Source organism: Bradyrhizobium sp. 215_C5_N1_1 (assembly GCF_052075935.1).
GTDB lineage: Bacteria > Pseudomonadota > Alphaproteobacteria > Rhizobiales > Xanthobacteraceae > Bradyrhizobium > Bradyrhizobium barranii.
This window is the reverse complement of record NZ_CP197228.1, coordinates 542,184-562,949: the sequence shown is the minus strand read 5'-3', so window position 1 is coordinate 562,949 and position 20,766 is coordinate 542,184. Positions and strand designations below refer to the sequence as shown.

Genomic DNA, 20,766 nt, shown 5'->3' with positions numbered 1-20,766 from the left:
AAGGTACACACTGACCACAAGGAGGCTCATGATGAAGCGGATTGGCGGAATGCAGCTCGCATTCGTAGCAATCGGGCTGGCGTGTGGATTTGGCACGATTAATTGGTCGGAGAGCGACGGCCTGTCGCTTGTACAAGGCGCAGAAGCCAGGGTCGGACGACCGGCGACGCCGATGAGCGTCGCAGGCGTTGCGCGCAGACAGACGCGACGGGCAGTCGTAGGGGGGGCTGCGGTCGGCGCGGCGGCCGCCGGTACAGCCTGTGTGCGCGTACTGGTGAATGGTTCCTACGTGTGTCGTTGAGTCTGGACCTCAGCTTCGATGTCGCGGTCCCCAACAGGTGGCTGGTTGCGGCCCTAGTCACCTTGTGATCTTGGGAAACGGAATCGCAGCGGCGGTCGTTGGTCGCGCATGCTGCCTGGGGATGTCGGCCCTACCAAAGGGGACATCGCCCAGGCTTAAAGTTAGTTTGCCGCGCAGGTTCAGACCATCACGCGGCCGGTATGAATCAACACCCTGCTTCAGTCCTCGTCCTCGGCCTGCGCACGACGTCGTTCCACGACATCACTCATATCGTGAAGGACAAGGACCGCGAGGGCTCCCATGCGCTGCCTCTGTTCGGGACTGAGGGTCTTGTAGAGTGGCTGCCACGCCTCGGCGAGTTTATCCAAATCGGCTGATCGTTGAGCCAATGCCTCCGAGCGTCGTTGCAAGAAGGCGATGGGGTCACGATTGCGCATGGTTTCGACGGCATTTTGGTCGGCCCGTCTACCCACTGTTTCCGAGATTTTTGCAACACGGGCCTTCCGATCTTCCGCCCTGGCACGAATGGCGCTCTCGACAGGCGGCCAGAGTTTTTCCTGGTCAGGTGTAAGCTGCAACGCGGCCTTGGTCAGATCGATCCGCATGTCCATCAGTGTACTCCGGTCCACTGTGTTCAGCCGTTCTGGCGTCGCAGGGGACGGAGATTGCGCGTTGGCAATCGACGGTGCGGCAAGAAGGAGCGCAGCTGTTCCGATCACTACTGCTTTCATCATCGGGAACCTCCAAGGTGAGCGGCCCCCAGGCACCGCGCAGACAATGGTCGGCAGCGCGATGCCGCATTGATTCAAATCAAGGGAATTGGAGAAAGAATTGTGGCGCGCGGGCCGAGCGAGACCTGCGACATGTCCGTTCTTGCGCCGCCATTCTGACGAGCGGACGTCAACCCTTGATCGCAGCACAGCGCGACGCGGCGTTCGTCAGACCAGCAACAAATAGACCGCCCCGGGCGGCTTCCCCGGGGCCAGGTTGCTGGGGACCGAGATTGAACTAATAGCGCGCCGTGATCGGCGTCGTGTAGCAGCCGAAGCCGTAGTTGAAGCGCAGGGTGATCATGTCGATTCCGCGAGCTCGGCGTGCGCATCGCGCTCGACGATTTCGGCACCGGCTATTCGTCGCTGAGCTATCTGCACCGCTTCCCGTTCGACAAGATCAAGATCGACCGCAGCTTCATCAGCGACATCGGCCGGTCCGAGGATTCCTCTCCGATCGTGCAGGCGGTGGTGCACATGGCGGCCGCCCGCCACATGGCGACGACGGCCGAAGGCGTCGAGACCGAAGCCCAGCGCGAGGTGCTGCGGCAGCTCGGATGCAGCCAGATGCAGGGCTGGCTGTTCAGCCCCGCCGTGCCGGCGGCGAAGCTGAGGCAGCTGTTGTCGGCGCAGGCGGTGGCGGCTTAGCGCGGCCAGTCACCCCATCCCTCGCCGACGCCTCGCTACTTCTTCTTCGCCGGTCCGAAATCCGGTTGCCAGGCGGCTTCCTTGCGGCTCGGCGCCGCCGCGATCACCTTGGATTTTTCCTTCTTCGGCTTCTTGGTTTCGCGATTACCGCGTTGCTGACCCTTTGCCATGTCGCTCTCCGTTGGTTCGAGCTCGTCGAGCTCATCCGATTGCAGCAGCCGTCCACGAGGGGTGCAGACCCTGACGTCCATGTAGCCTTCGCGCAGCAGTTTTCGAGCGAGGCGCAGCGCGAACGTCGCCTTGCCGCGACCGAGATTGGAGCTGCCGTATTCGTTGGTCCCGCTGACCAGATACGGCACAATTGTTGCCCTAGCCATTGAAGATGGCGGCCGCGCCGACGAGAAGCAGAAGAAACCGCGGAACCATCACCGGCGGCACGATCCGATCCGCGAAGCGAACGCACGCCATCGAACGCTCCTGCGAAGCCTTCGGCGGGAGCACACGTGCCCCTCAGTCACCGGTCGAAGCCGTTGAGACGTGCGGTGATGGCAGCGACCCTACGCCCGCACCGAGCCAATAGCGAGGGTTAAAATGCTGCGGAAACAATGGCTGCTGTGACATCGTCGCTTGCCGGCCCGGCGACGATAGTACTGGCTATTGCCGCGGCGAGCGCGCATGGTCGTGACGGCCGGCACCGGTTGGGGCTTCACTTGCGAAAGGCAGGCGTGCATGACCATCCGCTCGCGGCGTGAAACCGTCACCTTCAGGCATCCGTTCCGCATCCGCGGCGTCGAGCGCATGTTGCCGGCCGGCGCCTATGAGGTCGTCACTGACGAGGAGGCGATCGAGGGCCTGACCTTCGCGGCCTATCGCCGCGTTGCCACGATGATCACCGTGCCCGCCGAAGGCCCCCGCGGAACCTTGGAGATGCTGTCGATCGGCTCGGTTGATCTTGCGAACGCGCAGGCCGCAGACGCGAGCGTGGCGAATGACTGACCGCACCGTCGATCTCGACAAGCACCGGGGCATGGCCGCGCAGAAGGCGACCGACCTGCGCCGCGCGCTGGCGGAGGTCGAGGCAAATGTCAGGGAACTGCGCGAGCGCGAGGCCGATCTCGAGAACCGTATGATGACGGTGCCCGCCACGTCCTGGCCGGAAGCGGCGGTGAAGGCGCGCCATCTGCTCAACCTCTATGCTGCGAGCCTGCCCGCCGAGGACACACGCCACCGCGCGCTGGTGGCGGCGCTGTTGGACGATTTCGTCCGGCTGTCGGGTGATGACTGAGACAAACGACGGCCGCCTGCAGTCTCGACGTGCGCCACGTTCCGGCCAGCCGGGAATCGGCGGCGATGATTTGAGGGGCATCGTGCCAAGCAGCAATCAGGTGACGGAGTAAGCCATGACATTGACCAGCGGCCGCTTTATCGGCCACGAATACGATCGGATGATCGTCCGGTTCTCGATGCATGACGGTGCCAGGGAGATTCCTTGCGCAATCTCGACCTCGGCGATGGACTACCTCGAGCCCAGCCCGCAGGTCAGGCCCGAGCAACGTGAGGCCCAGTTCACTCGCCTGCGGGATCGCATCGAAGCACGCGCGGCGAGCAAATATCGCGCGACGGAGTTCGAAGGCACGCCGCCCGGCATCGTGCTGCGAGGCATCGACTTCAGGCTATAGGGACCCGAGCCTTGACATCCGGCAGGGGCGGCTTGCGCTCAAAAGGCTTCTTCTTCGGCGGCGCGGGCAGCAATCCTTCGCGGATTGCCTGCTTCCGCGCGAGCTTGCGGGCGCGTCGAACGGCCTCGGACTTCTCGCGAGTCTTTCTCTCCGAGGGCTTTTCGTAGGAACGCCGCTGTTTCATTTCGCGGAAGACGCCCTCGCGTTGCATCTTCTTCTTGAGAACACGGAGTGCCTGCTCGATATTGTTGTCTCTGACGAGTACCTGCAATCGATCCTCCTCCTCGCTTGGGGCTGCAAATGCGACACGCCCTGCATGGCAGCCAATTGCGCAGGAGCTTCATTGCGAATTTTGAGGATAGCGCTGCGACATTCGTCGCCAGCTTCGGACAAGTCGATGCGCTTGTCACAGCGATGCAACTTCGCGCTGGCACGTGACCACTCCAGTGCAGCCCTGTCAATCGATAAAGCCTTGGCTGCACGTCGGCCGGATCGCGTGAAGCCTCTCGATCGAGGCGCCGGAGCTGCCTGGCTGAGCCAAATCGGCCTTGCCGTCCTTGCAGAAAATCGAACGAGACATATATCGGGGGCGTTCGATCAGCCGCTGTGCCTCGTTGAATGCGCCCGCGGGCACCTTTTCCAAAGACATCGACCGAGTTGAAAGCGTTCGCGCGATTGTCGCGCGCCAGCCCGTTCGATCCCCGGATCGAGCGGGTTTTGCCGGTTGCACAACGGAGTGAAGCATGAGCGCCAGGAAATCCGCCGAGCTGTCACCCGAAAGCATCGCGCGCTCCAATCGCAGGCGCCTCGCCGCCGAAGAGGGAGCACTTGCACTGGCAGACGTCGAAAGGCAGTCCATCGAGATTCGCAAGAACATGGCGCGGCTTCGAGAGGCGCGCGAAGCCAAGCAAGCGGCTGACGCAGCCCTTCAAGCGGCGTTGCCGGCACCCGCGGTCAAGAAGCGCTCGAGCAGAGCGGCGCGAAAGCCGTCTTCAACGCCGCCGACGGAGCAGCCATCGCTACCCGCGAACGGTTCATAGCCCCGGAGATCGGGCCTCAGGCGCGCGGGCTCACTTCGCCTGCTTTGCCGCCCGGATCTCGGCGAACTCGGCGTCGGGATGGGTGACGATGGTGGTGAACATGATGCCGCTGATGATGAGCGACCAAGCGGTGTTCCAATAGATCCAAAACACGTGCCAGCCTCCGGTTCGACCTCGTCCGCTTGCGGGATCAGCATAACGGCAAGGCGAGGCTGATGTTCCCGGCGCGAAATACAGCGCTATTTTTGTTTGGTCGGCGGCAGCGTGCGATCGGTTTGGCCGGTGTGGCGCTTTGCCACGACGTCCTCATCGTGCGGACCCTCGCGCGGGCGCGGCGGCGGCTTGGGCTGGCCTTTCTGGCCGCCATGCTTGCCGCCCATGTCGGGCTTGCCTTCGAGGTCATTTTCACGCGGCATATGGGTCAATGCACTCCCGCGGCATTGGTTCGCAATGCCGATGCGATGTTGTGCCTGTGAACGAGTTCATAGGATCGTCGCCGTTTGCAGTGCACGATCATGTGCGGGCCCCGGGGTTTCAAACAACGGATGGACTTGGCTTGATGCGGAAACGATTGGTCGCCTGGACCATTTTGACCTGCGCGCTGCTGGCGGTGGCCGTGTGGGGCCTGCTCGGGGCACCCAACACTGCGTCCGGCCCGCATCTGCCCTCCCGCAGCCAGACGGCCGCAGTGCGGTAGCCACCGCGCGACCGATACAATTTCGGCATCGATCGATCTTCAACCGGAACTTGGTAAGGCGGCACGGCTCCCGCTATCCTCCGGACAAAACGACAAGGCCGTAACGCTGTAAGGAGGAGCCCCATGCCGAGACCGACACGCCGCATCGCGCCACGCGCTGCGATCGCCACCACCCTCGCCTTCCTCACCCTCGTTTCTGGAGTCCGCCCCGGCATGGCCGAGACCTTCGCCTATGTCGGCAACGCCGACAGCAACGACATCAGCGTGTTCAAGCTGGCCGAGAGCGGCGAGATGACACCGGTGCAGACCGCCGCCTTCACCGGCGTCGACAAGCCCGGCTCGTCGACACCGCTCGCGATCACACCCGACCACCGCGTGCTGATTGCCGGCGTGCGCTCGCAACCATTCCTCGCGGTGAGCTTTGCGATCGATCCCAAGACGGGCCAGCTCAGCCCTCTCGGCAATGGTCCGCTTGCCGACAGCATGGCGAACATCGCCGTCGACAGCACTGGCAAATTCCTGTTCAGCGCCTCCTATGGCGGCAACAGGGTCGCGCTGAATCCGCTCAGCCCGAACGGCGTCGCCGGCGAGCCGAAGCAGGTGATTCCGACCGGGCTGAATGCGCACGCCTTCCTGCCCTCGCCCGACAACCGCTTCGTGTTCGCGACCAATCTCGGTTCGGATCAGGTGCTGACCTTCGCGTTCGATGCAGTCGCGGGCACGCTGGCGCCGAGCGATCCGCCGGTGACCAAGGTGCCGGAGAAATCGGGACCGCGGCACTTCGTGTTTCATCCCAACGGCAAGTTCGTCTATCTCGTCCATGAGCTGAACGGCGACGTCGCGGCGTTCAGCTATGAGGCCAAGAGCGGCGCATGGGACGAGATCCAGCGCACCACCGCGCTGCCGGAAGGCTTTACTGGCAAGCCCTGGGCCGCGGACATCCACATCACCCCGGACGGCCGCTTCCTCTACGCCTCCGAGCGCACCACCAACACGCTCGCCGGCTACAAGGTCGACGCAACAAGCGGCAAGCTGACCACGATCGGCAGCGTGCCGACGGAGAAGCAGCCGCGCGGCTTCCACATCGATCCGTCGGGGCGTTACCTCGCCGCAGTCGGCGAGCTCTCCGACAGCATGACGGTCTATGCGATCGACCAGAGCAGCGGCGCGCTCGCCAAGCTGAAATCCTATCCCACCGGCAAGAAGCCGAACTGGGTGGAGTTCTTGACGCTGCAGTGAGGCTACTTTCCTACCCTCCCCTGGAGGGGTCCGAGACGAGCGTAGCTCGCTCGTGGGTCGCTAGGCATTGAGCGAAGCGAAATGCGTAGCGGGGTGGGGTGACGGCCTCTCCGCCTCGCACACTGCCCGAGTGGAGAGATCACCCCACCCCGCTCGCGCTGCGCGCGATCGACCCTCCCCCTCCAGGGGAGGGTAAGAGACGGCGAACCTCTTCGTCCTTGCCACGACTAATCCAACAAGCGGCATCGCGCCGCCTGCGCTGCGGCATTCTCATCCGGCCGGCCCATGGTCCGCCGCGGTTGCTTCTGCTAACGATGAGGCCGTCAAGGCCCCAACCGGAATGACCGATGCGTTCATTGCCTGCGCGTTCCTTTCCTAAAAAACTCGTTGCTCTCGCCGGACTGGTTCTGCTGTCCGCCCAGCCCGCGCGCGCCGCCGATGACGACGCGCCCAAGGGGCCCGCGGTCACAGTGCTGAAGGTCGCAAAATCCTGCTTCTCCGACATCGTCGAGGCCACCGGCACGATCATCGCGCGCGAGGAGACCTCCGTGCGGCCGGAACGTCCCGGCCTGAAGGTCACGGACGTGCTGGCGGAAGCCGGCGACACCACCACGGCCGGCCAGGTGCTGGCGCGGCTGGCGCTGCCCGAAGGCGGCACGCTTCAGGTCACCGCCCCCGTGGCGGGCGTGATCGCGACGTCGACCGCGCAGATCGGCAACCTCGCCTCGGCCAAGGGCGAGGCGCTGTTCACGATCGTGGCGCGCAGCGAATATGATCTGGTCGGCCTGGTCGCGACCACCGATATTCGGAAGCTCGCGGTCGGCCAGCAGGCGACGGTGCGCATTGCCGGCGCGGGCGATCTCGACGGCAAGGTGCGCCGCATCGGACCGACCGTCGAGCCGAACATCCAGCAGGGAATGGTCTATATCGGCATCTCCTCGCAGAAGCGGCTGCTGCTGAACGCGAGCGGGCGCGCGCTGATCAAGACCGGGCAGAGCTGCAACGTCGCGGTGCCGCTGACCTCGGTGCAGTATTCCACCGCCGGCACCGTGGTGCAGGTGATCCGCCGCAACCGCGTCGAGACCAAGCGGGTTGAGATCGGGCTGATGTCGGGCGGCAATATCGAGGTTCGCGACGGCCTCAACGAAGGCGATATCGTCGTCGCCCGCGCCGGCGCGATCCTGCGCGAAGGCGATCCGGTGCGCCCGGTGATGGCCACGGAAGCCGCGAAGTAGGGCTCGCCTCAACCGTCATTGCGAGCGAAGCGAAGCAATCCAGAATCTTTCCGCGGAGAGACCCTGGATTGCTTCGCTTCGCTCGCAATGACGATGTGGGGGCAGTGGTGCGTTACACACGCAGACCGTAGGGTGGGCAAAGCGACTTGTCCGCCGTAGCTCGGCGAGCGAAGGCGGAAGCGTGCCCACGTCTTCTATTGAAATCTCGAAAAGATGGTGGGCACGGCGCTTTGCGCTTTTGCCCACCCTACAATTTGCGGCTAGCCGCCGGCTGCTTCGCCGAAATGGACGTCCTCGAGCAGCGAGGAGGAGATGGTCGGGACCTGGTCGCCTTCGGAGGCGCGGGAGATGGCGACGCGGGTCTTGTTGAAGACGCTTTCGGCGCTGCCCTGCGCATTGAGGTTGGTGAGGAACTCGCCGACCAGCACGCTGTACTCGCCCTTGCCGTCGTCGACGACCTTGCCGGGCGAAGCCGAGGAAAGGATCAACGCGTTGTCCGTCGCGCTGATCGGTGCAAGACCATGGCTGTAGGAGCGGAAGCGGCGCTCGTAGGGGTTACGGCGGGAGGCGTCGACGACGACGAGCTTGGCCTTGGCGCCCTGCTCCTTCATCATGTCGAGCACGCCGTCGATGGACACGCCCTGGCGGCGGACGTCGCTTTCCTTCCAGATCACCGCATCGACCGGCAGCATGTAGCTCTCGCGGCCGGCCTGCACGCCGTAGCCGCCGAAGAACAGCATGACGACGGTGTCGCGCTTGATCCGGGACTTCAGGCGGTTGACGGCGCGGACCATGTCGTCCTTGGTCGCGTCTTCCACCATATCGACGTCAAAGCCGTTCTTACGGAGCGACGAGGACAGCGCGCGGGCGTCGTTGATCGACTGCGTCAGCGGCGCGCTGGCGTCGGGATAATGTCCATTGCCGATGACGAGGGCGAGGCGGGACGACTGGCCGATCGAGCCGGTGACCTCGTCGGTCGCCACGGCCTTGGCGGCATCGATCGCGCGCATGTTGAGGGCAGCATGGGCGCCGATCACGAGCGACACCGTGCCGATGAGGGCTGCGGCCACCGCGATCGTGCGTCTGGAAAGCTCGAGCTGCCTTACATTCATCTCGGTTCGTTCCTGTGCCAAAGACCAGCCAAGCGCGCGCACAATGTTTGAGTAGCGCGATGGTGGCTTCAGGTTTGAGGGATTGGCCGGGGATGTGCCCCCGAACTGCGCGCAATTTGCGGCGCCGCACCAAACAAAGCCTTAACCGGATATCTCCTCCCCGGCAATAGATCGCCCAAAATTTGAGCTAAGTGACTGAAGATATTGGTTAATCCTCCGAGCAGAATTTGCACGTCTTTTCGTCGCGAGCCCCTTGTAACGGCCTTAATCATGCAGCTCCCGTGCCGGATTTTTCCGTGACCGCCATCACATTTGAATTTCCCGCGAATCCGGGTAGCTTTTTCAAAGACTTGCAGGGGGTGGCGCGCAGATGGGAGCGTGCCGGCCGGCCCCTGGCCAAGACCCCGCGACCAGGTATTTCATGAGCTTTCATTATTTTGCCGGCGCTGCCTGCCGGGCGCTGACGGCGCGAAAAGACGGCCCGTCGCTTTATGACGTCTGCGATCCCGTATTGTCGGGCCCAGCCAGCGGCGATCCGCATCTGGCCAAGTTCTACAAGACCGCGCTCGGCAATCCCGCATTGCGGATCCTGCTCGGTCGCGCCGGGCTGCCCGAGTTGCGCGACGAGGCGAAGCTGACCCGGCTTCGCACGGCACTGGTGCGGGCACGCGACGACGCCGAGCCCGACTGGGCGGCGATCGGCCAGCCCGTCGCCGATCTCGTCGACAGCATCGCGCTCGACCATCCAAAGCCGCCGCCGGCGATATTCACGGGCCTAGCGCCGCAACAAGCGCAGATCGACGGCGTGATCCGCGACTGCGCGCAGCATCTGCTCGGCTCGTACCGCAAGAACGGCTTCCTGCCGACCTATGCCGCCTTCAACCTGATCGGCGACCCCGATGTCCGCGGGCGCGAGCTGACCATGGCGCTGACGGGGCTGAACGCGCGCGGCTACAAGAACTCCTCGCTGCTGTTCAACCTCGCCCGCGTCTTCATCGCGCGTTCACAGGCAGCAGCTGTCGTCAATCCGCCCTGGAGCGGCATTGCCGAGCCGATGTGGGAGCCGGTGCAGATCCGACACCGCTCGGCCTATTACGACGCGTTCTTCATCGAGGCGCTGCTGAGCTATGTCGAGACCGGGCTCGCTTCGCCGGCCGACAAGATTGCAGCCGAGCGTGCGATCGCCGACATGGTCGATTTCTGCGTCAACATCAGCCGCGAAGAGGTCGAGGGTATCGACGGCACACGCTTCAACGTCATCACCGCGCTCGCGCCGGCGCCGCATCCGCGCTTCTCCCGCTTCTTCGCCCAGATCAAGCAGGACCTCGGCTTCGGCGTCTACGTGCCGGATTGCGACACCACGGCGTGCTCGATCTCGGCAGCGACGCAAGCCGGCTGCACCGATCCGATCATCGACCAGCCGCTGCTGGACTTCTATTCGGGCTATCAGGTGCTCGCCGGCGTCAACGAACCGCGCGTGACCGTGCCGCTCAACGACAACATCGACTACGAGGGCGGCGTCGCGACCTGGATCGATAACCTCAAAGGCGAGCGGCCCTACGGCAACGATCTCGATCCGACGCTCAATCTCGACATTCTCGAGGTCAGCTTTCGCAACCTCGCGCGCTGGAAGATTTTGGAGACGCCGGCGCGGCTGGCGACCGTGCATCGCATCATCGGCTTCCAGAAGCGGCTCGCCGCCAACGGCGCCTTCGCCAATCCGCGCTCGCACATCTATTATCTGCCCGAGCTCTACAGCGCCTATTTCGGCCGCTGCTATGCGGCCTTCCTCGCACTGCCGCTGGCAGCACAGGCCGCGATCGACCCCGACGGCGATTTCGATTTCATCCGCCATCGCGTGCTCTCCTACGTCAAGGGCGAGCTGATGGCCGCGGAGATGAACGTGTTCGACGCGGCGCTGGCGCTGATCGCGCTCGGCCATCTCGGCGCCGACCCGCGCGCCTTCGCGCCGGCGCTGAACGTGATCGTCGCGAGCCTCGGCGAAGGCGGTCGCCGCGGCCCGTTCCGCGCCTATGAATGGAACAAGATGAAGACGCCGACGCGGATTCTGGTCGGTGGTCCCGAGGTGACGTCGGCCTTCGTGCTGATGGGGCTGGCCGTGGCGAAGCGGGCGATGGCGGGGCGGGGGTAGGTCTCGTAGGGTGGGCAAAGGCGCGCTCTTCGCGCGCCGTGCCCACCATCCGCCACCGCGCTGGACATGGTGGGCACGCTTCGTTTTGCCCACCCTACGAGACCGTCGTGCAATGACGGGAAGTTGAAAGCTCAATCGTTGGGCAGGCGCTGGCCGGGCGGCCAAAAGCCGACCACAATTGCGACGTCTATCGAGATTTTCCTCACACGCGGACCGGCATGTTGCGAAAATTCCTGATTGCGCTGTCTTTGCTCGCCATCCCCTCGCTGGCCCAGGCCGCCGACATCACCGGCACCGCAAAGGTCCGCTCCGGCGATTCCGTCCTGATCGGGAACACGCGGGTCCGGCTTGGCGGCATCGACGCGCCCGCGGTCGACCAGCTCTGCCTCAATACAAAAACCGAACGCTGGACCTGCGGCATCGCGGCGCGCGACGAGCTCGCCAAATACACCGAAGGCAAGAGCTGGGTCTGCCACGCCCGCGCGATCGACCGGCGCGGCCGCACCGTGGCGCGCTGCGAGGTCGGCGGCGAGGACATCCAGAAATGGCTGGTGCGCAGCGGCTGGGCACTCGCCTACACCCGCGTCTCTCACGACTACGAACCCGATGAGGCCGCCGCGCGCGAGGCCAAAGCCGGCATGTGGCAGGGCGCCTTCATCGCGCCGTGGGACTGGCGCGTCCGCAACAAGAAAACCACGATCCTGGGCGCCACCAAGCCGCCCGAGGGCGCGCATGCGGTGCTGCTCGCCTCGGCCTCCGGGCCGGTCGCGCCCTCGCCGGACTGCACCATCAAGGGCAACGTCAACACCGCCGGCGAGTGCATCTATCACCAGCCGACCAGCCGCTGGTACACCCAGATCAAGATGAAGATCAGCAAGGGCACCCGCTGGTTCTGCTCGGTGGAAGAGGCCGAAGCCGCCGGCTGCCGCGAGACCAAGAGATGAGTGCATGGTCCTGAAAAGTGTGAGGCGGTTTTCCGACAAGACCATGCTCGAAACAAAAACCACCCCAGACCTGCGTTTTGCGTGCTTTTCTTGGGCTTCCACGGCGCGTAGAACGTGAGTCAGCGACCCACCAGCCTGTTCTCAAGCAACAAGGACCAACAGCAATGACCGTTCGCGCGGGCCGGGAATTTCTGGCCATCCCCGGGCCCACCACGATGCCCGACGAGGTGCTGCAGGCGATGCATCGTCCGGCGATCGACATCTACTCCAAAGAGATGCACGAGCTGACCGATACACTTCTCGCAGACATCTCGAAGCTGTTCGCGACCAAGGGCAAGTCCTACATCTACATCGCCAACGGCCATGGCGCCTGGGAAGCCGCGCTGAGCAACGTGCTGTCGCGCGGCGACAAGGTGCTGGTGCTGGAGAGCGGGCGCTTCGCGATCGGCTGGGGCAACGCCGCCGCCCTGATGGGCGCCGAGGTCGAGGTGCTCAAGGGCGACTGGCGCCGCGCGGTGCGGCCGCACGAGGTCGAAGAGCGCCTGCGCCGCGACAAGGAGCACACCATCAAGGCCGTCGTCGTCGTCCAGGTCGACACGGCATCGGGCGTGCAGAACGACATCGAGGCGATCGGCAAGGCGATCAAGGCCAGCGGCCATCCCGCGCTGTACATGGTGGACACTGTCGCCTCGCTCGGCTGCATGCCGTTCGAAATGGACAAATGGGGCATCGACGTCGCGATGTCCGGCTCGCAGAAGGGCCTGATGACGCCGCCCGGCCTCGGCTTCGTCGCGGCGAACGCGCGCGCACTCGAGGTGCAGAAGAAGGCCAACATGTCGACGCCCTATTGGAGCTGGAGCGAGCGCGAGGGCAGCGAGAATTATCGCAAATATGCCGGCACCGCGCCGGTGCATCTGTTGTTCGCGCTGCGCAAGGCGATCGACCTGCTGCACGAGGAAGGGCTCGAAAACGCGTTCCGCCGCCACAGCCTGCTCGGCGAAGCCGCGCGCCGCGCCGTCTCCGCCTGGTCGGAAGGCCAGGTGCTCGGCTTCAACGTCGCGGAGGCGAGCGAGCGCTCCAACACCGTGACCACGGTGACCATGAGCAATGGCCACGATCCGGCGCTGCTGCAGCGCTATTGCAAAGACAAGTGCGGCGTCGTGCTCGGCACCGGCATCGGCGATCTCTCCGGACAAGCCTTCCGCATCGCCCATATGGGCCACGTTAATGCGCCGATGCTGCTCGGCACGTTGGGGGTGGTCGAGATCGGGCTGAATGCGCTGAAGATCCCGCACGGCAAGGGCGGGCTGGAAGCCGCGGTCGCGTATCTCGGCGAGCAGGTGGCGGTCTAGACGCGCTTTCTTCCTTCTCCCCTTGTGGGAGAAGGTGGCGTAGGCGGCCTTCGGCCGCCGTTCTTAGGAACGCCGAAGCGAAGCTTCGGCTATGGCGCCGGATGAGGGGTTGTCTCGGCGAACTCAATTGCGAGATGGACTCGCGGATAGATACCCCTCACCCGTCTCGCCGCTACGCGGCGAGCCACCCTCTCCCACAGGGGGCCTGTTGCGTAATTCGTCAATTGTGATTCCCTAGGGCAAAGCCTTGGAGGGTAGCGATGGCGGTCAAGCGGACGGGACAGCCGAGCTTTGTGGAAGCGCTGATGCCGAAGGGGGCCGGCGCCAATGCGGCGCTGGATCGGCTGGCTGGCCTGGTCAAGTGGTACCGGTTCGAGAAGCTGATCGGCCATTTGCGGGATGAAGGGAGCCCCGGTCGACCAGGCTATCCGGTGCTGGTGCTGTTTCGTGCTGTGCTGTTGCAGTCGCTGTATGGTCTTTCGGAGCGCGAACTCGAGGAAGCGCTGGGCGACCGGTTGTCGTTCAAGCGCTTCGTCGGTTTGAGCCTTGAGGATGCGACGCCCGACCATACGGTCCTGAACCGCTTTCGGAACCAGCTTGTCGAACAAGGCCTGCTGGAGAAGCTGTTTGGTGAGCTGGATCGTCAGCTTGAGAATGCCGGCGTCATCCTCAAGCGCGGCACGATGCTGGATGCGACCTTGATCCAGGCGGTGTCGGCTCCTCCGAAGGAGGATCGCCCCTCAAACGATCCCGACGCCCGCTTCACCAAGCGGCAAGGCAAGAGCGGCACGACGTTCGGTTACAAGGCCCATGTCGGTGTCGACGAAGGATCCGGCTTGATCCGCACGGTACTGACCACACCGGCCAACATCAACGACACGACACCGGCGGACGCTTTGATCCGCGGCGATGAAGCTGCGGTGTGGGCCGATGCGGCTTACGACACCCATGCCCGACGGGCCCGGCTGAAGGCGGAGGGCAAGAAACCCCGCATTGCTCGTCGGCCCAACCGGCATCACCCGGAGTTGCCGCCGAGGCTCAAACGCTACAACCTCCTCATCGCGCGCCGCCGAGCCCAGGTCGAGACCACCTTCGCTACTCTCAAACGCCGCATGCGGCTGACCTGCATCCGCTACGTCGGTCTGATCAAGGCGACCGGGCAAGTTCTGCTCGCCTCAATCGCCTTCAACATGAGGCGGTGGGCCACGATCGCCGCGTGAGCTGCCCGCTGAGGGCAACAACTACAGATCTTCGCAGGCATTGCCAGGACCAAGGCCTTCTCTCCTGACGTCTTCAGCCTCAAAAGCCGATAACGCAACAGGCCCACAGGGGGAGAGGGGGAAAGGTCAGCGCTCCACGCGATAGGCCTCGACCTGAGCTTTCAGCGCATCCAGCGACGCGAGCGGCGCCTCAGGATCGACGCGATACTCTCCACGCGCCAGCCAATTCAGCACCTTCGCATCGACCGCCGGCGAATGGTGGATGACGTCGCTGTAGTTATCGAGATCGTGCGTCACCGCCCTGATCGCGCGGAAATCGTACAGACGCACATTCGGAAGCTGCGTCAGCCGCTCGGCGATGCGCGCGGTGAGGTCGGTGACGATCTTCAGCGTCGCAGGCGAGGCATCACGCATCGCCACGAACTGCAGGATCGAATAGGGCGGCAAGTAGATGTCGAAGGTCACGTCCGGATGACGCGTGATCAAGCCGACGGCGTCGCGTTCGAAATGCCGGAGCATGGCGTCGTAGCCATAGCCTTCGCCAAGGAAGCGGCTGCGCACGGGGCTCGTGATGTAAGCGAACGAGGCAAGCGTCTTCTTCGCATTGTAGTCACGCGCGACGTCGAAATCGCGCGGCAGCGCGTAGATGTCGTCGACGTCGGACAGCGCGAACTTGACGGGGAGAAACGGCGCCGCCTGGGTCAGCTTCTGCTGCAGCGGCGGGATCGACCGCAGCAGCACGAACAAGGATTCCTTCGCCATCGCGGCGCTGAACAGATAGGACGCGATGCCCTTCGTTGTCTGGCGATAGAGATCGACGGACAGAAAGGGATCGGCCTCGATATCCGCCGCATCGACAAAGATGAAATCGTCCATCGCCCAGATCACGCGCCGGGCGCCGCGCTCGATCGCCCGCTCCAGCACAAAGCCCTGCTGGCGCGAATTGGACCCGGTCATCGCCAGCTTGAGCGAGTGGACGCCGAGCGCGCGATCGATGTCGCTCTGGCGGAAACGGATCGCGAGCGAGGTGCCCATGAAGGCGGTGTCGAACGACTGGCTGCGGATCAGCCCGGCATTCTGCACGCGCGTGTCGTCGGAATAGAAGGCCAGTCGCGACGGGCGAAACAGTTGCAAGGGATCGACGAGATAGGTGAGTACCGCCGCGCCCAGCACGCAGGCGATGCTGGCGAGCAGAAGACGTCTCAGATGTATGAAATTGCCTCGCATCAGAACCGGAAATAGATGAATTCGCTGTGGCTCTGGATGCCGAGAATCCCGAGAGCGAGCACCAGCGCCGCGCCGTAAAGGAACAGCGGTCGCATCCGTCCTGCCGGCAGGGCCTCGCCGACCCTGCGATTGTCGTGATCGTATCCCATGATCGCTTGCGTGTTCGGCGACATCCACACCAGCGCGGCGTAGATCGACACCAGAACCAATGCGGCGATCTCCTCGCGGCCGAGGACGATATTCGACGGATCGGCCATCGCGTGGAGGACACGCAGCGCCCAAGTAACGCTCTCGGCGCGAAAAAAACCCAAGCCACGACGACGGCGAGGAACGTCAGCACGGCTCCGACGATGCGGACCGGACGCACGAGCAACGTCGGGACGTTGGGCACCAGCGCGTTGAAGGCATGATTGACGCAGAGATAAGCGCCATGCAGCGCGCCCCAGGCGACAAAAGTCCAGGCCGCGCCGTGCCAGAGCCCGCCGAGCAGCATCGTGATCATCAGATTGACGTAGCGCAGCACGCGGCCGCGGCGATTGCCGCCGAGCGAGATGTAGAGATAGTCGCGCAGGAACTGCGACAAGGTCATGTGCCAGCGGCGCCAGAACTCGACGATGCTGGTGGCCTTGTAGGGTGAGTTGAAATTCACGGGCAGGAAGATGCCGAACATCAGCGATATCCCGATCGCCATGTCGGAATAGCCGGAGAAGTCGAAATAGAGCTGGAACGTGTAGGCGAGCGCACCACACCAGGCCTGATCAAAGCTCGGCGAGCGCGCCTCGAAGGCGAGCGCCACCAGGGGCTGGATGCCATCGGCAAGGCAGGTCTTCTTGAACAGGCCGATCGCGAAGATGACGATTCCGCACAGGATCAGGTGTGCGTCCGGATACTTGGTCTCCTTCCGCTCGAATTGCGGGATCATGTCCTTGTGGTGGAGGATCGGCCCCGCGATCAGGTGCGGAAAGTAGGTCACGAACAGCGCGTAGTGCGGCAAGGCGTAACGCGCGACCTGGCCACGATACGCATCCACCAGGAACGCGATCTGGGTGAAGGTGTAGAAGGAGATGCCGACCGGCAGCAGGATGTGGACCGCAACATGCGTACCGGCCAGCGCATTGATGTTCTCGGCGACGAAGCCGGCATATTTGAAGATGCCGAGCACCAGGAGGTCGCCGACGACGCCGAGCGCGAGCGCCGCCTTTCGTTGCATTGGGGCGAGCTTCGCCGCGATCAGGAGATAGCCGACGCCGTAGTTGAAGGCGATCGAGACCAGCAGCAGGCCCACGAACTGCCAGCTGCCGAAGGCGTAGAAGGCGAGCGAGGCCAGCGCCAGCCAGATCACCGGCGCCAGATTGCTGCGCCGCCCGAGCCAGAAATAGCCGGCCAGCACGGCCGGCAGGAACAGCAGGATGAACGGGTAGGAATTGAACAGCATCAGGCTGGACCGGCGGCGGGGGGTATCGCCCCTAAAGCATACAAGGGGGCGATCAACAACCCGGCGACTTGGCGCAGTCCTTGGCGCAGCGGCGCTGGCAATTCGCGGAATCGGGACGATATAAGGTGGAATACGGCGAGCGATGCGGCGCGCCTTTCTTCTCCCTCTCCCCGTTCTTACGGGGAGAGGTAAAGAGGGAACGCAGCGCGAGTACGAGATGATGAGGACCGAGTGACACAAGCCAAGACACCTTCCCAGCCCCCCGTCGCCCCGCGCCGGCCGCATTCCTTCACGCGGCACGGGATCACCGTGGCCGACGACTATGCCTGGCTGAAGGACGAGAAATGGCAGGAGGTGCTGCGCGATCCCGCCGTGCTCGATCCCGACATCCGCAAATATCTCGATGAAGAGAACGGCTACACCGAGAGCCTGCTCGGCCACACCTCGTCGCTTCAGAAGACGCTGGTGCGCGAGATGCGCGGGCGGATCAAGGAGGACGATTCCAGCGTGCCCTCGCCCGACGGACCGTTCGCCTATTTCCGGAGGTTTCGCGAGGGTGGGCAGCACGAATTGTTCGGCCGCATGCCGCGCGACGGCGGCGAGGGCCAGATCGTGCTCGACGGCGACGCGCTCGCCAAAGACCACAAATACTTCAAGTTCGGCGGCAGCCGCCACTCGAACGATCACAAGCTGCAAGCCTGGAGCGCCGACACCAAGGGCTCGGAATATTTCTCCATCCGCGTCCGCGACTGGGCCACGGGCAAGGATCTTGACGATTTGGTCGAGGAGACCGACGGCGGCATCGTCTGGAGCAAGGACTGCAAGAGCTTCTTCTATGTGAAGCTCGACGACAACCATCGCCCGATGCAGGTGTGGCTGCACAGGCTCGGCACCAGGCAGGCCGACGACTCGCTCGTCTACGAGGAGCAGGATTCCGGCTGGTTCACCCATCTGCATGAGAGCACCAGCCGCCGCTTCTGCGTGATCGCGGGCGGCGATCACGAGACCTCGGAGCAGCGGCTGATCGATCTCGCCCACCCCGAAGCGCCGCCGCGCCTGGTCGCGGCGCGCGAGGACGGCGTGCAATATTCGCTGGCCGACCGCGGCGACGAGCTCTTCATCCTCACCAATGCCGATGACGCCATCGATTTCAAGATCGTCACCGCGCCGCTTGGCGCACCCGAGCGCAAGAACTGGCGCGACCTGATCCCGTATCGTCCCGGCGTCTACATCATCGACCTCGATCTCTATGCCGGCCATCTGGTGCGGCTGGAGCGCGCCAATGCGCTGCCGTCGGTCGTGATCCGCGATCTCGCGACCAGGGACGAGCACGCCATCGCCTTCGACGAGGCGGCCTATTCGCTCGACACGATGGGCTCCTACGAATTCGACACCACGAACTTGCGCTTCGCCTATTCGTCGATGACGACGCCGTCGGAAGTCTACGATTACGACATGGTCAAGCGCACGCGGACCTTGCGCAAGCGCCAGGAGATTCCGTCCGGTCACGATGCGGCCGACTATGTCACGACGCGCATCATGGCCAAGGCGCATGACGGCGCCGAGGTGCCGGTGTCGATCCTCTATCGCCTCGGGCTGAAGCTCGATGGCTCGGCGCCGCTGCTGCTCTACGGCTACGGCTCCTACGGCATGGCGATGCCGGCCTCCTTCAACGCCAACCGCCTCTCGCTGGTCGACCGCGGTTTTGTTTACGCCATCGCCCATATCCGCGGCGGCGCCGACAAGGGCTGGGGCTGGTATCTCGACGGCAAGCGCGAGAAAAAGACGAACAGCTTTGACGATTTTGCGGCCAGCGCGCGGGCGCTGATCGATGCGAAATACACCAGCGCAAAACGCATCGTCGGCCATGGCGGCTCGGCCGGCGGCATGCTGATGGGCGCCGTCGCGAACCGCGCCGGCGAATTGTTCGCAGGCATCGTCGCCGAAGTGCCGTTCGTCGACGTGCTCAACACCATGCTTGACGACACGCTGCCGCTGACGCCGCCGGAATGGCCCGAATGGGGCAACCCGATCGAGAGCGAAAAGGATTTTCGCACCATCCTGTCCTACTCCCCGTACGACAATGTCGCGGCGAAGGACTATCCGGCGATCCTCGCGATGGGCGGCTTGACCGATCCGCGCGTGACCTATTGGGAGCCGGCCAAATGGATCGCGCGCCTGCGCGCGACCATGAGCGGCGGCGGCCCGGTGTTGCTCCGCACCAACATGGGTGCCGGCCACGGCGGCGCATCGGGGCGGTTCGACCGGCTGGACGAAGTCGCGATCGTCTATGCGTTCGCGCTTTGGGCAGCGGGGATGCCGGAGGCGTGACCTTGTAGCCCGGATGGAGCGCAGCGAAATCCGGGATTCGTGCAGACGGCAAGACCGCCCCGGATTGCGCTGTGCTCCATCCGGGCTACGGGCCTCTCCCCGCACGCGGGGAGAGGCGAAGGAATTCGGCAGCTCTGTAGGGTGGGCAAAGGCGCATCGCGCCGTGCCCACCATTTTTCAGCAATTGCGACGAGAGCGGTGGGCACGCTTCGCTTTGCCCACCCTACGGCAGCTTAGCTGGTCAGCTCTGCCTCACACCGCCCCATGCGCCTCGACGTACAGCGCATACACCGAGTGGCTGCTCGCCATATAAAGCCGGTTGTTCTTCGGGCCGCCGAAGCAGAGGTTGGCGCAACGTTCGGGCAGCTTGATGAAGGCGAGCGGCTTGCCGTCCGCGTTGAACACCATCACGCCGTCGAGATCTTCCGACTTGCCCCTGAGCTGAAAGACCTTGCGGCCGCCGATGTCGGTGGGTTCGGATTGCAGCGCGCCGTTGGAGCCCCAGCCGCACCAGAGATTGCCGTCGCGATCGACGCGAAAACCATCGAGCGAGGCCTGGTCGGCGGCATCGATCAGCTTGGTCTTGCCGCTCAAGCTGCCGTCGTCGCCGACATTGTAGCTCCAGATGCTGCGGTTGGGCGTGCCCTTCCATTCGACGATGTAGAGCTTCTTCTCGTCCGGCGAGAAGGCGAGGCCGTTGGGATTGACGAGGTCGGTGAGGACGGCGCTGATCTTGCCGTCCTTGGCGATGCGATAGACGTTGGTGGTGGCCTGCTCGGACTTCTCCTTGTTGCCTTCCCACTCGCCGTTGATGCCGAACAAGGGATCGGTGAACCAGATGCTGTCGTCGGACTTCACCACGATGTCGTTCGGCGCGTTCAGCCGCTTGCCCTCGAACTTGTCGGCGAGAACCGTGATTTTGCCGTCCTTCTCGGTGCGGGTGATGCGGCGGGTGACGGAGTGCTCGCAAGTGACGAGGCGGCCCTGGCGGTCGCGCGCATTGCCGTTAGCGTAATTGGCGTTGGCGCGGAACACGCTGGTCTGCCCGGTCTTCTCGTCGAACTTCATGATCCGGTTGTTGGGAATGTCCGAGAACAGGAGATAACCGCCCTCGGGGAAATAAGCGGGGCCTTCGGCCCAGCGCATGCCAGTCGCGACCTGCTCGACCGTTGAGGAATAGAGCCGGTATTTTCCAAAGCTCGGATCGAGGATCTGGACGGCGGGATCGGGGTAGCGCTGGTTGGGCGTGAACGGAAACGACTGGGCACCGGCGGTGCGGGCGAGAAGTGCGGACGCCGCCGCCGCACCGGCGCCGGCCATGAGACTACGTCGCGTGAGATTCATAAGTATCCTCCCTGCTCGATAAAAGGCCGGCGCTTGATGC

The 20,766-nt window shown here is 64.1% G+C and carries 23 protein-coding genes and 2 pseudogenes; 15 read left to right on the top strand and 10 right to left on the bottom strand.

The genetic code is table 11. From position 1 onward, the window contains the following. The first annotated feature begins 31 nt into the window (after positions 1–31). A complete protein-coding gene (locus AB7G19_RS02670) occupies positions 32–301 on the top strand; it encodes a hypothetical protein (RefSeq protein WP_283017917.1) in 270 nt (89 codons plus the stop codon). Positions 302–519: 218 nt separating this feature from the next. Here AB7G19_RS02670 and AB7G19_RS02665 read toward each other — a convergent pair whose 3' ends face one another. Beyond that, positions 520–1,035, bottom strand: coding sequence for a Spy/CpxP family protein refolding chaperone (locus tag AB7G19_RS02665; protein ID WP_354095960.1), 516 nt, complete (start codon positions 1,033–1,035; stop codon positions 520–522). A gap of 342 nt (positions 1,036–1,377) precedes the next feature. On the opposite strand from AB7G19_RS02665, the pseudogene AB7G19_RS02660 reads away from it, so the two are divergent. Beyond that, positions 1,378–1,719, top strand: a pseudogene (locus AB7G19_RS02660) (EAL domain-containing protein); the annotation flags it as partial. A gap of 35 nt (positions 1,720–1,754) precedes the next feature. Here the strand turns inward: AB7G19_RS02660 and AB7G19_RS02655 are convergent. Continuing rightward, positions 1,755–2,078, bottom strand: coding sequence for a hypothetical protein (locus AB7G19_RS02655; protein WP_049807642.1), 324 nt, complete (start codon positions 2,076–2,078; stop codon positions 1,755–1,757). Between the two features lie 370 nt (positions 2,079–2,448). Here AB7G19_RS02655 and AB7G19_RS02650 point away from each other — a divergent pair, with 370 nt between their 5' ends. The 3 genes from AB7G19_RS02650 to AB7G19_RS02640 all read left to right on the top strand — a co-directional run bounded on the left by AB7G19_RS02650 (position 2,449) and on the right by AB7G19_RS02640 (position 3,398). Further along, the gene (locus AB7G19_RS02650; RefSeq protein WP_063986001.1) at positions 2,449–2,715 is read left to right on the top strand and encodes a hypothetical protein; all 267 of its coding nucleotides are present in this window, start codon (positions 2,449–2,451) and stop codon (positions 2,713–2,715) included. Continuing rightward, positions 2,708–3,004, top strand: a complete 297-nt coding sequence (locus tag AB7G19_RS02645) for a hypothetical protein (RefSeq protein WP_028149307.1) — start codon at positions 2,708–2,710, stop codon at positions 3,002–3,004. The genes AB7G19_RS02650 and AB7G19_RS02645 overlap by 8 nt, the downstream gene beginning before the upstream one ends. A 115-nt stretch (positions 3,005–3,119) precedes the next feature. Then, complete coding sequence (locus AB7G19_RS02640) at positions 3,120–3,398, top strand: DUF1488 domain-containing protein (RefSeq protein WP_028149308.1); 279 nt, start codon at positions 3,120–3,122, stop codon at positions 3,396–3,398. Here the strand turns inward: AB7G19_RS02640 and rpsU are convergent. Both rpsU and AB7G19_RS02630 read right to left on the bottom strand, forming a co-directional pair. Then, positions 3,388–3,669 (bottom strand): 30S ribosomal protein S21, encoded by a 282-nt coding sequence (gene rpsU, locus AB7G19_RS02635; protein ID WP_063980487.1) that lies wholly within the window; start codon positions 3,667–3,669, stop codon positions 3,388–3,390. The genes AB7G19_RS02640 and rpsU overlap by 11 nt on opposite strands. A 186-nt stretch (positions 3,670–3,855) precedes the next feature. Next, the gene (locus AB7G19_RS02630; protein WP_187387869.1) at positions 3,856–4,182 is read right to left on the bottom strand and encodes a hypothetical protein; all 327 of its coding nucleotides are present in this window, start codon (positions 4,180–4,182) and stop codon (positions 3,856–3,858) included. Between AB7G19_RS02630 and AB7G19_RS02625 the strand changes: the two genes are divergently transcribed. Continuing rightward, positions 4,142–4,438 (top strand): transcriptional regulator, encoded by a 297-nt coding sequence (locus AB7G19_RS02625; protein ID WP_084794926.1) that lies wholly within the window; start codon positions 4,142–4,144, stop codon positions 4,436–4,438. The genes AB7G19_RS02630 and AB7G19_RS02625 overlap by 41 nt on opposite strands. Positions 4,439–4,468: 30 nt before the next feature. On the opposite strand, the gene AB7G19_RS02620 is transcribed toward AB7G19_RS02625, so the two are convergent. Continuing rightward, positions 4,469–4,591: a hypothetical protein gene (locus AB7G19_RS02620; protein WP_256376446.1), complete on the bottom strand. Its 123-nt coding sequence runs from the start codon at positions 4,589–4,591 to the stop codon at positions 4,469–4,471. Positions 4,592–4,653: 62 nt separating this feature from the next. Between AB7G19_RS02620 and AB7G19_RS02615 the strand changes: the two genes are divergently transcribed. The 4 genes from AB7G19_RS02615 to AB7G19_RS02600 all read left to right on the top strand — a co-directional run bounded on the left by AB7G19_RS02615 (position 4,654) and on the right by AB7G19_RS02600 (position 7,609). Next, on the top strand, positions 4,654–4,914 hold the full coding sequence (locus AB7G19_RS02615; protein WP_187387868.1) for a hypothetical protein: 261 nt from the start codon (positions 4,654–4,656) through the stop codon (positions 4,912–4,914). Between the two features lie 83 nt (positions 4,915–4,997). Continuing rightward, positions 4,998–5,135 carry a hypothetical protein gene (locus AB7G19_RS02610; protein WP_175627410.1) on the top strand — a complete coding sequence of 46 codons (138 nt, stop codon included), beginning with the start codon at positions 4,998–5,000 and terminating at the stop codon, positions 5,133–5,135. Between the two features lie 123 nt (positions 5,136–5,258). Then, a complete protein-coding gene (locus AB7G19_RS02605; protein ID WP_063980485.1) occupies positions 5,259–6,374 on the top strand; it encodes a lactonase family protein in 1,116 nt (371 codons plus the stop codon). 347 nt (positions 6,375–6,721) lie between these two features. Next, the gene (locus AB7G19_RS02600; protein WP_063980484.1) at positions 6,722–7,609 is read left to right on the top strand and encodes an efflux RND transporter periplasmic adaptor subunit; all 888 of its coding nucleotides are present in this window, start codon (positions 6,722–6,724) and stop codon (positions 7,607–7,609) included. Positions 7,610–7,869: 260 nt separating this feature from the next. Here AB7G19_RS02600 and AB7G19_RS02595 read toward each other — a convergent pair whose 3' ends face one another. Further along, positions 7,870–8,721: a caspase family protein gene (locus AB7G19_RS02595; RefSeq protein WP_063980483.1), complete on the bottom strand. Its 852-nt coding sequence runs from the start codon at positions 8,719–8,721 to the stop codon at positions 7,870–7,872. 421 nt (positions 8,722–9,142) lie between these two features. On the opposite strand from AB7G19_RS02595, the gene AB7G19_RS02590 reads away from it, so the two are divergent. From AB7G19_RS02590 to AB7G19_RS02575, 4 genes are all read left to right on the top strand, one after another. Then, the gene (locus tag AB7G19_RS02590; RefSeq protein ID WP_063980482.1) at positions 9,143–10,873 is read left to right on the top strand and encodes a hypothetical protein; all 1,731 of its coding nucleotides are present in this window, start codon (positions 9,143–9,145) and stop codon (positions 10,871–10,873) included. A gap of 218 nt (positions 10,874–11,091) precedes the next feature. After that, positions 11,092–11,817, top strand: a complete 726-nt coding sequence (locus AB7G19_RS02585; RefSeq protein ID WP_063980481.1) for a thermonuclease family protein — start codon at positions 11,092–11,094, stop codon at positions 11,815–11,817. A gap of 164 nt (positions 11,818–11,981) precedes the next feature. Continuing rightward, positions 11,982–13,169, top strand: a complete 1,188-nt coding sequence (locus AB7G19_RS02580; RefSeq protein ID WP_063980480.1) for a pyridoxal-phosphate-dependent aminotransferase family protein — start codon at positions 11,982–11,984, stop codon at positions 13,167–13,169. 260 nt (positions 13,170–13,429) lie between these two features. Further along, positions 13,430–14,389 (top strand): IS5 family transposase, encoded by a 960-nt coding sequence (locus AB7G19_RS02575; protein ID WP_166348444.1) that lies wholly within the window; start codon positions 13,430–13,432, stop codon positions 14,387–14,389. 126 nt (positions 14,390–14,515) lie between these two features. On the opposite strand, the gene AB7G19_RS02570 is transcribed toward AB7G19_RS02575, so the two are convergent. The 3 genes and pseudogenes from AB7G19_RS02570 to AB7G19_RS02560 all read right to left on the bottom strand — a co-directional run. Next, positions 14,516–15,616, bottom strand: coding sequence for a hypothetical protein (locus tag AB7G19_RS02570; protein WP_283017915.1), 1,101 nt, complete (start codon positions 15,614–15,616; stop codon positions 14,516–14,518). Continuing rightward, positions 15,616–15,873 carry a hypothetical protein gene (locus AB7G19_RS02565; RefSeq protein ID WP_354132412.1) on the bottom strand — a complete coding sequence of 86 codons (258 nt, stop codon included), beginning with the start codon at positions 15,871–15,873 and terminating at the stop codon, positions 15,616–15,618. Before AB7G19_RS02565 ends, AB7G19_RS02570 begins: the two co-directional genes overlap by 1 nt. Positions 15,874–16,046: 173 nt before the next feature. Beyond that, positions 16,047–16,826, bottom strand: a pseudogene (locus tag AB7G19_RS02560) (MBOAT family O-acyltransferase); the annotation flags it as partial. A gap of 456 nt (positions 16,827–17,282) precedes the next feature. Here AB7G19_RS02560 and AB7G19_RS02555 point away from each other — a divergent pair. Continuing rightward, positions 17,283–19,382, top strand: a complete 2,100-nt coding sequence (locus AB7G19_RS02555; protein ID WP_441267687.1) for a S9 family peptidase — start codon at positions 17,283–17,285, stop codon at positions 19,380–19,382. A 252-nt stretch (positions 19,383–19,634) separates the two neighbouring features. Here the strand turns inward: AB7G19_RS02555 and AB7G19_RS02550 are convergent, their stop codons facing one another. Then, positions 19,635–20,726 (bottom strand): SMP-30/gluconolactonase/LRE family protein, encoded by a 1,092-nt coding sequence (locus AB7G19_RS02550; RefSeq protein ID WP_063980475.1) that lies wholly within the window; start codon positions 20,724–20,726, stop codon positions 19,635–19,637. Positions 20,727–20,766: the final 40 nt, after the last annotated feature.

What these genes read in the sequence shown, in the direction of transcription:
- AB7G19_RS02645 (WP_028149307.1), top strand. Translation starts at nt 2,708, where the DNA reads ATGACTGACCGCACCGTCGATCTCGACAAGCACCGGGGCATGGCCGCG.
- AB7G19_RS02615 (WP_187387868.1), top strand. Translation starts at nt 4,654, where the DNA reads ATGTTCCCGGCGCGAAATACAGCGCTATTTTTGTTTGGTCGGCGGCAG.
- AB7G19_RS02640 (WP_028149308.1), top strand. Translation starts at nt 3,120, where the DNA reads ATGACATTGACCAGCGGCCGCTTTATCGGCCACGAATACGATCGGATG.
- AB7G19_RS02575 (WP_166348444.1), top strand. Translation starts at nt 13,430, where the DNA reads ATGGCGGTCAAGCGGACGGGACAGCCGAGCTTTGTGGAAGCGCTGATG.
- AB7G19_RS02590 (WP_063980482.1), top strand. Translation starts at nt 9,143, where the DNA reads ATGAGCTTTCATTATTTTGCCGGCGCTGCCTGCCGGGCGCTGACGGCG.
- AB7G19_RS02625 (WP_084794926.1), top strand. Translation starts at nt 4,142, where the DNA reads ATGAGCGCCAGGAAATCCGCCGAGCTGTCACCCGAAAGCATCGCGCGC.
- AB7G19_RS02650 (WP_063986001.1), top strand. Translation starts at nt 2,449, where the DNA reads ATGACCATCCGCTCGCGGCGTGAAACCGTCACCTTCAGGCATCCGTTC.
- AB7G19_RS02565 (WP_354132412.1), bottom strand. Translation starts at nt 15,873, where the DNA reads ATGGCCGATCCGTCGAATATCGTCCTCGGCCGCGAGGAGATCGCCGCA.
- AB7G19_RS02595 (WP_063980483.1), bottom strand. Translation starts at nt 8,721, where the DNA reads ATGAATGTAAGGCAGCTCGAGCTTTCCAGACGCACGATCGCGGTGGCC.
- AB7G19_RS02630 (WP_187387869.1), bottom strand. Translation starts at nt 4,182, where the DNA reads ATGCTTTCGGGTGACAGCTCGGCGGATTTCCTGGCGCTCATGCTTCAC.
- AB7G19_RS02665 (WP_354095960.1), bottom strand. Translation starts at nt 1,035, where the DNA reads ATGATGAAAGCAGTAGTGATCGGAACAGCTGCGCTCCTTCTTGCCGCA.
- AB7G19_RS02585 (WP_063980481.1), top strand. Translation starts at nt 11,092, where the DNA reads ATGTTGCGAAAATTCCTGATTGCGCTGTCTTTGCTCGCCATCCCCTCG.
- AB7G19_RS02570 (WP_283017915.1), bottom strand. Translation starts at nt 15,616, where the DNA reads ATGCGAGGCAATTTCATACATCTGAGACGTCTTCTGCTCGCCAGCATC.
- AB7G19_RS02580 (WP_063980480.1), top strand. Translation starts at nt 11,982, where the DNA reads ATGACCGTTCGCGCGGGCCGGGAATTTCTGGCCATCCCCGGGCCCACC.
- AB7G19_RS02600 (WP_063980484.1), top strand. Translation starts at nt 6,722, where the DNA reads ATGCGTTCATTGCCTGCGCGTTCCTTTCCTAAAAAACTCGTTGCTCTC.
- AB7G19_RS02605 (WP_063980485.1), top strand. Translation starts at nt 5,259, where the DNA reads ATGCCGAGACCGACACGCCGCATCGCGCCACGCGCTGCGATCGCCACC.
- AB7G19_RS02610 (WP_175627410.1), top strand. Translation starts at nt 4,998, where the DNA reads ATGCGGAAACGATTGGTCGCCTGGACCATTTTGACCTGCGCGCTGCTG.
- AB7G19_RS02550 (WP_063980475.1), bottom strand. Translation starts at nt 20,726, where the DNA reads ATGAATCTCACGCGACGTAGTCTCATGGCCGGCGCCGGTGCGGCGGCG.
- AB7G19_RS02670 (WP_283017917.1), top strand. Translation starts at nt 32, where the DNA reads ATGAAGCGGATTGGCGGAATGCAGCTCGCATTCGTAGCAATCGGGCTG.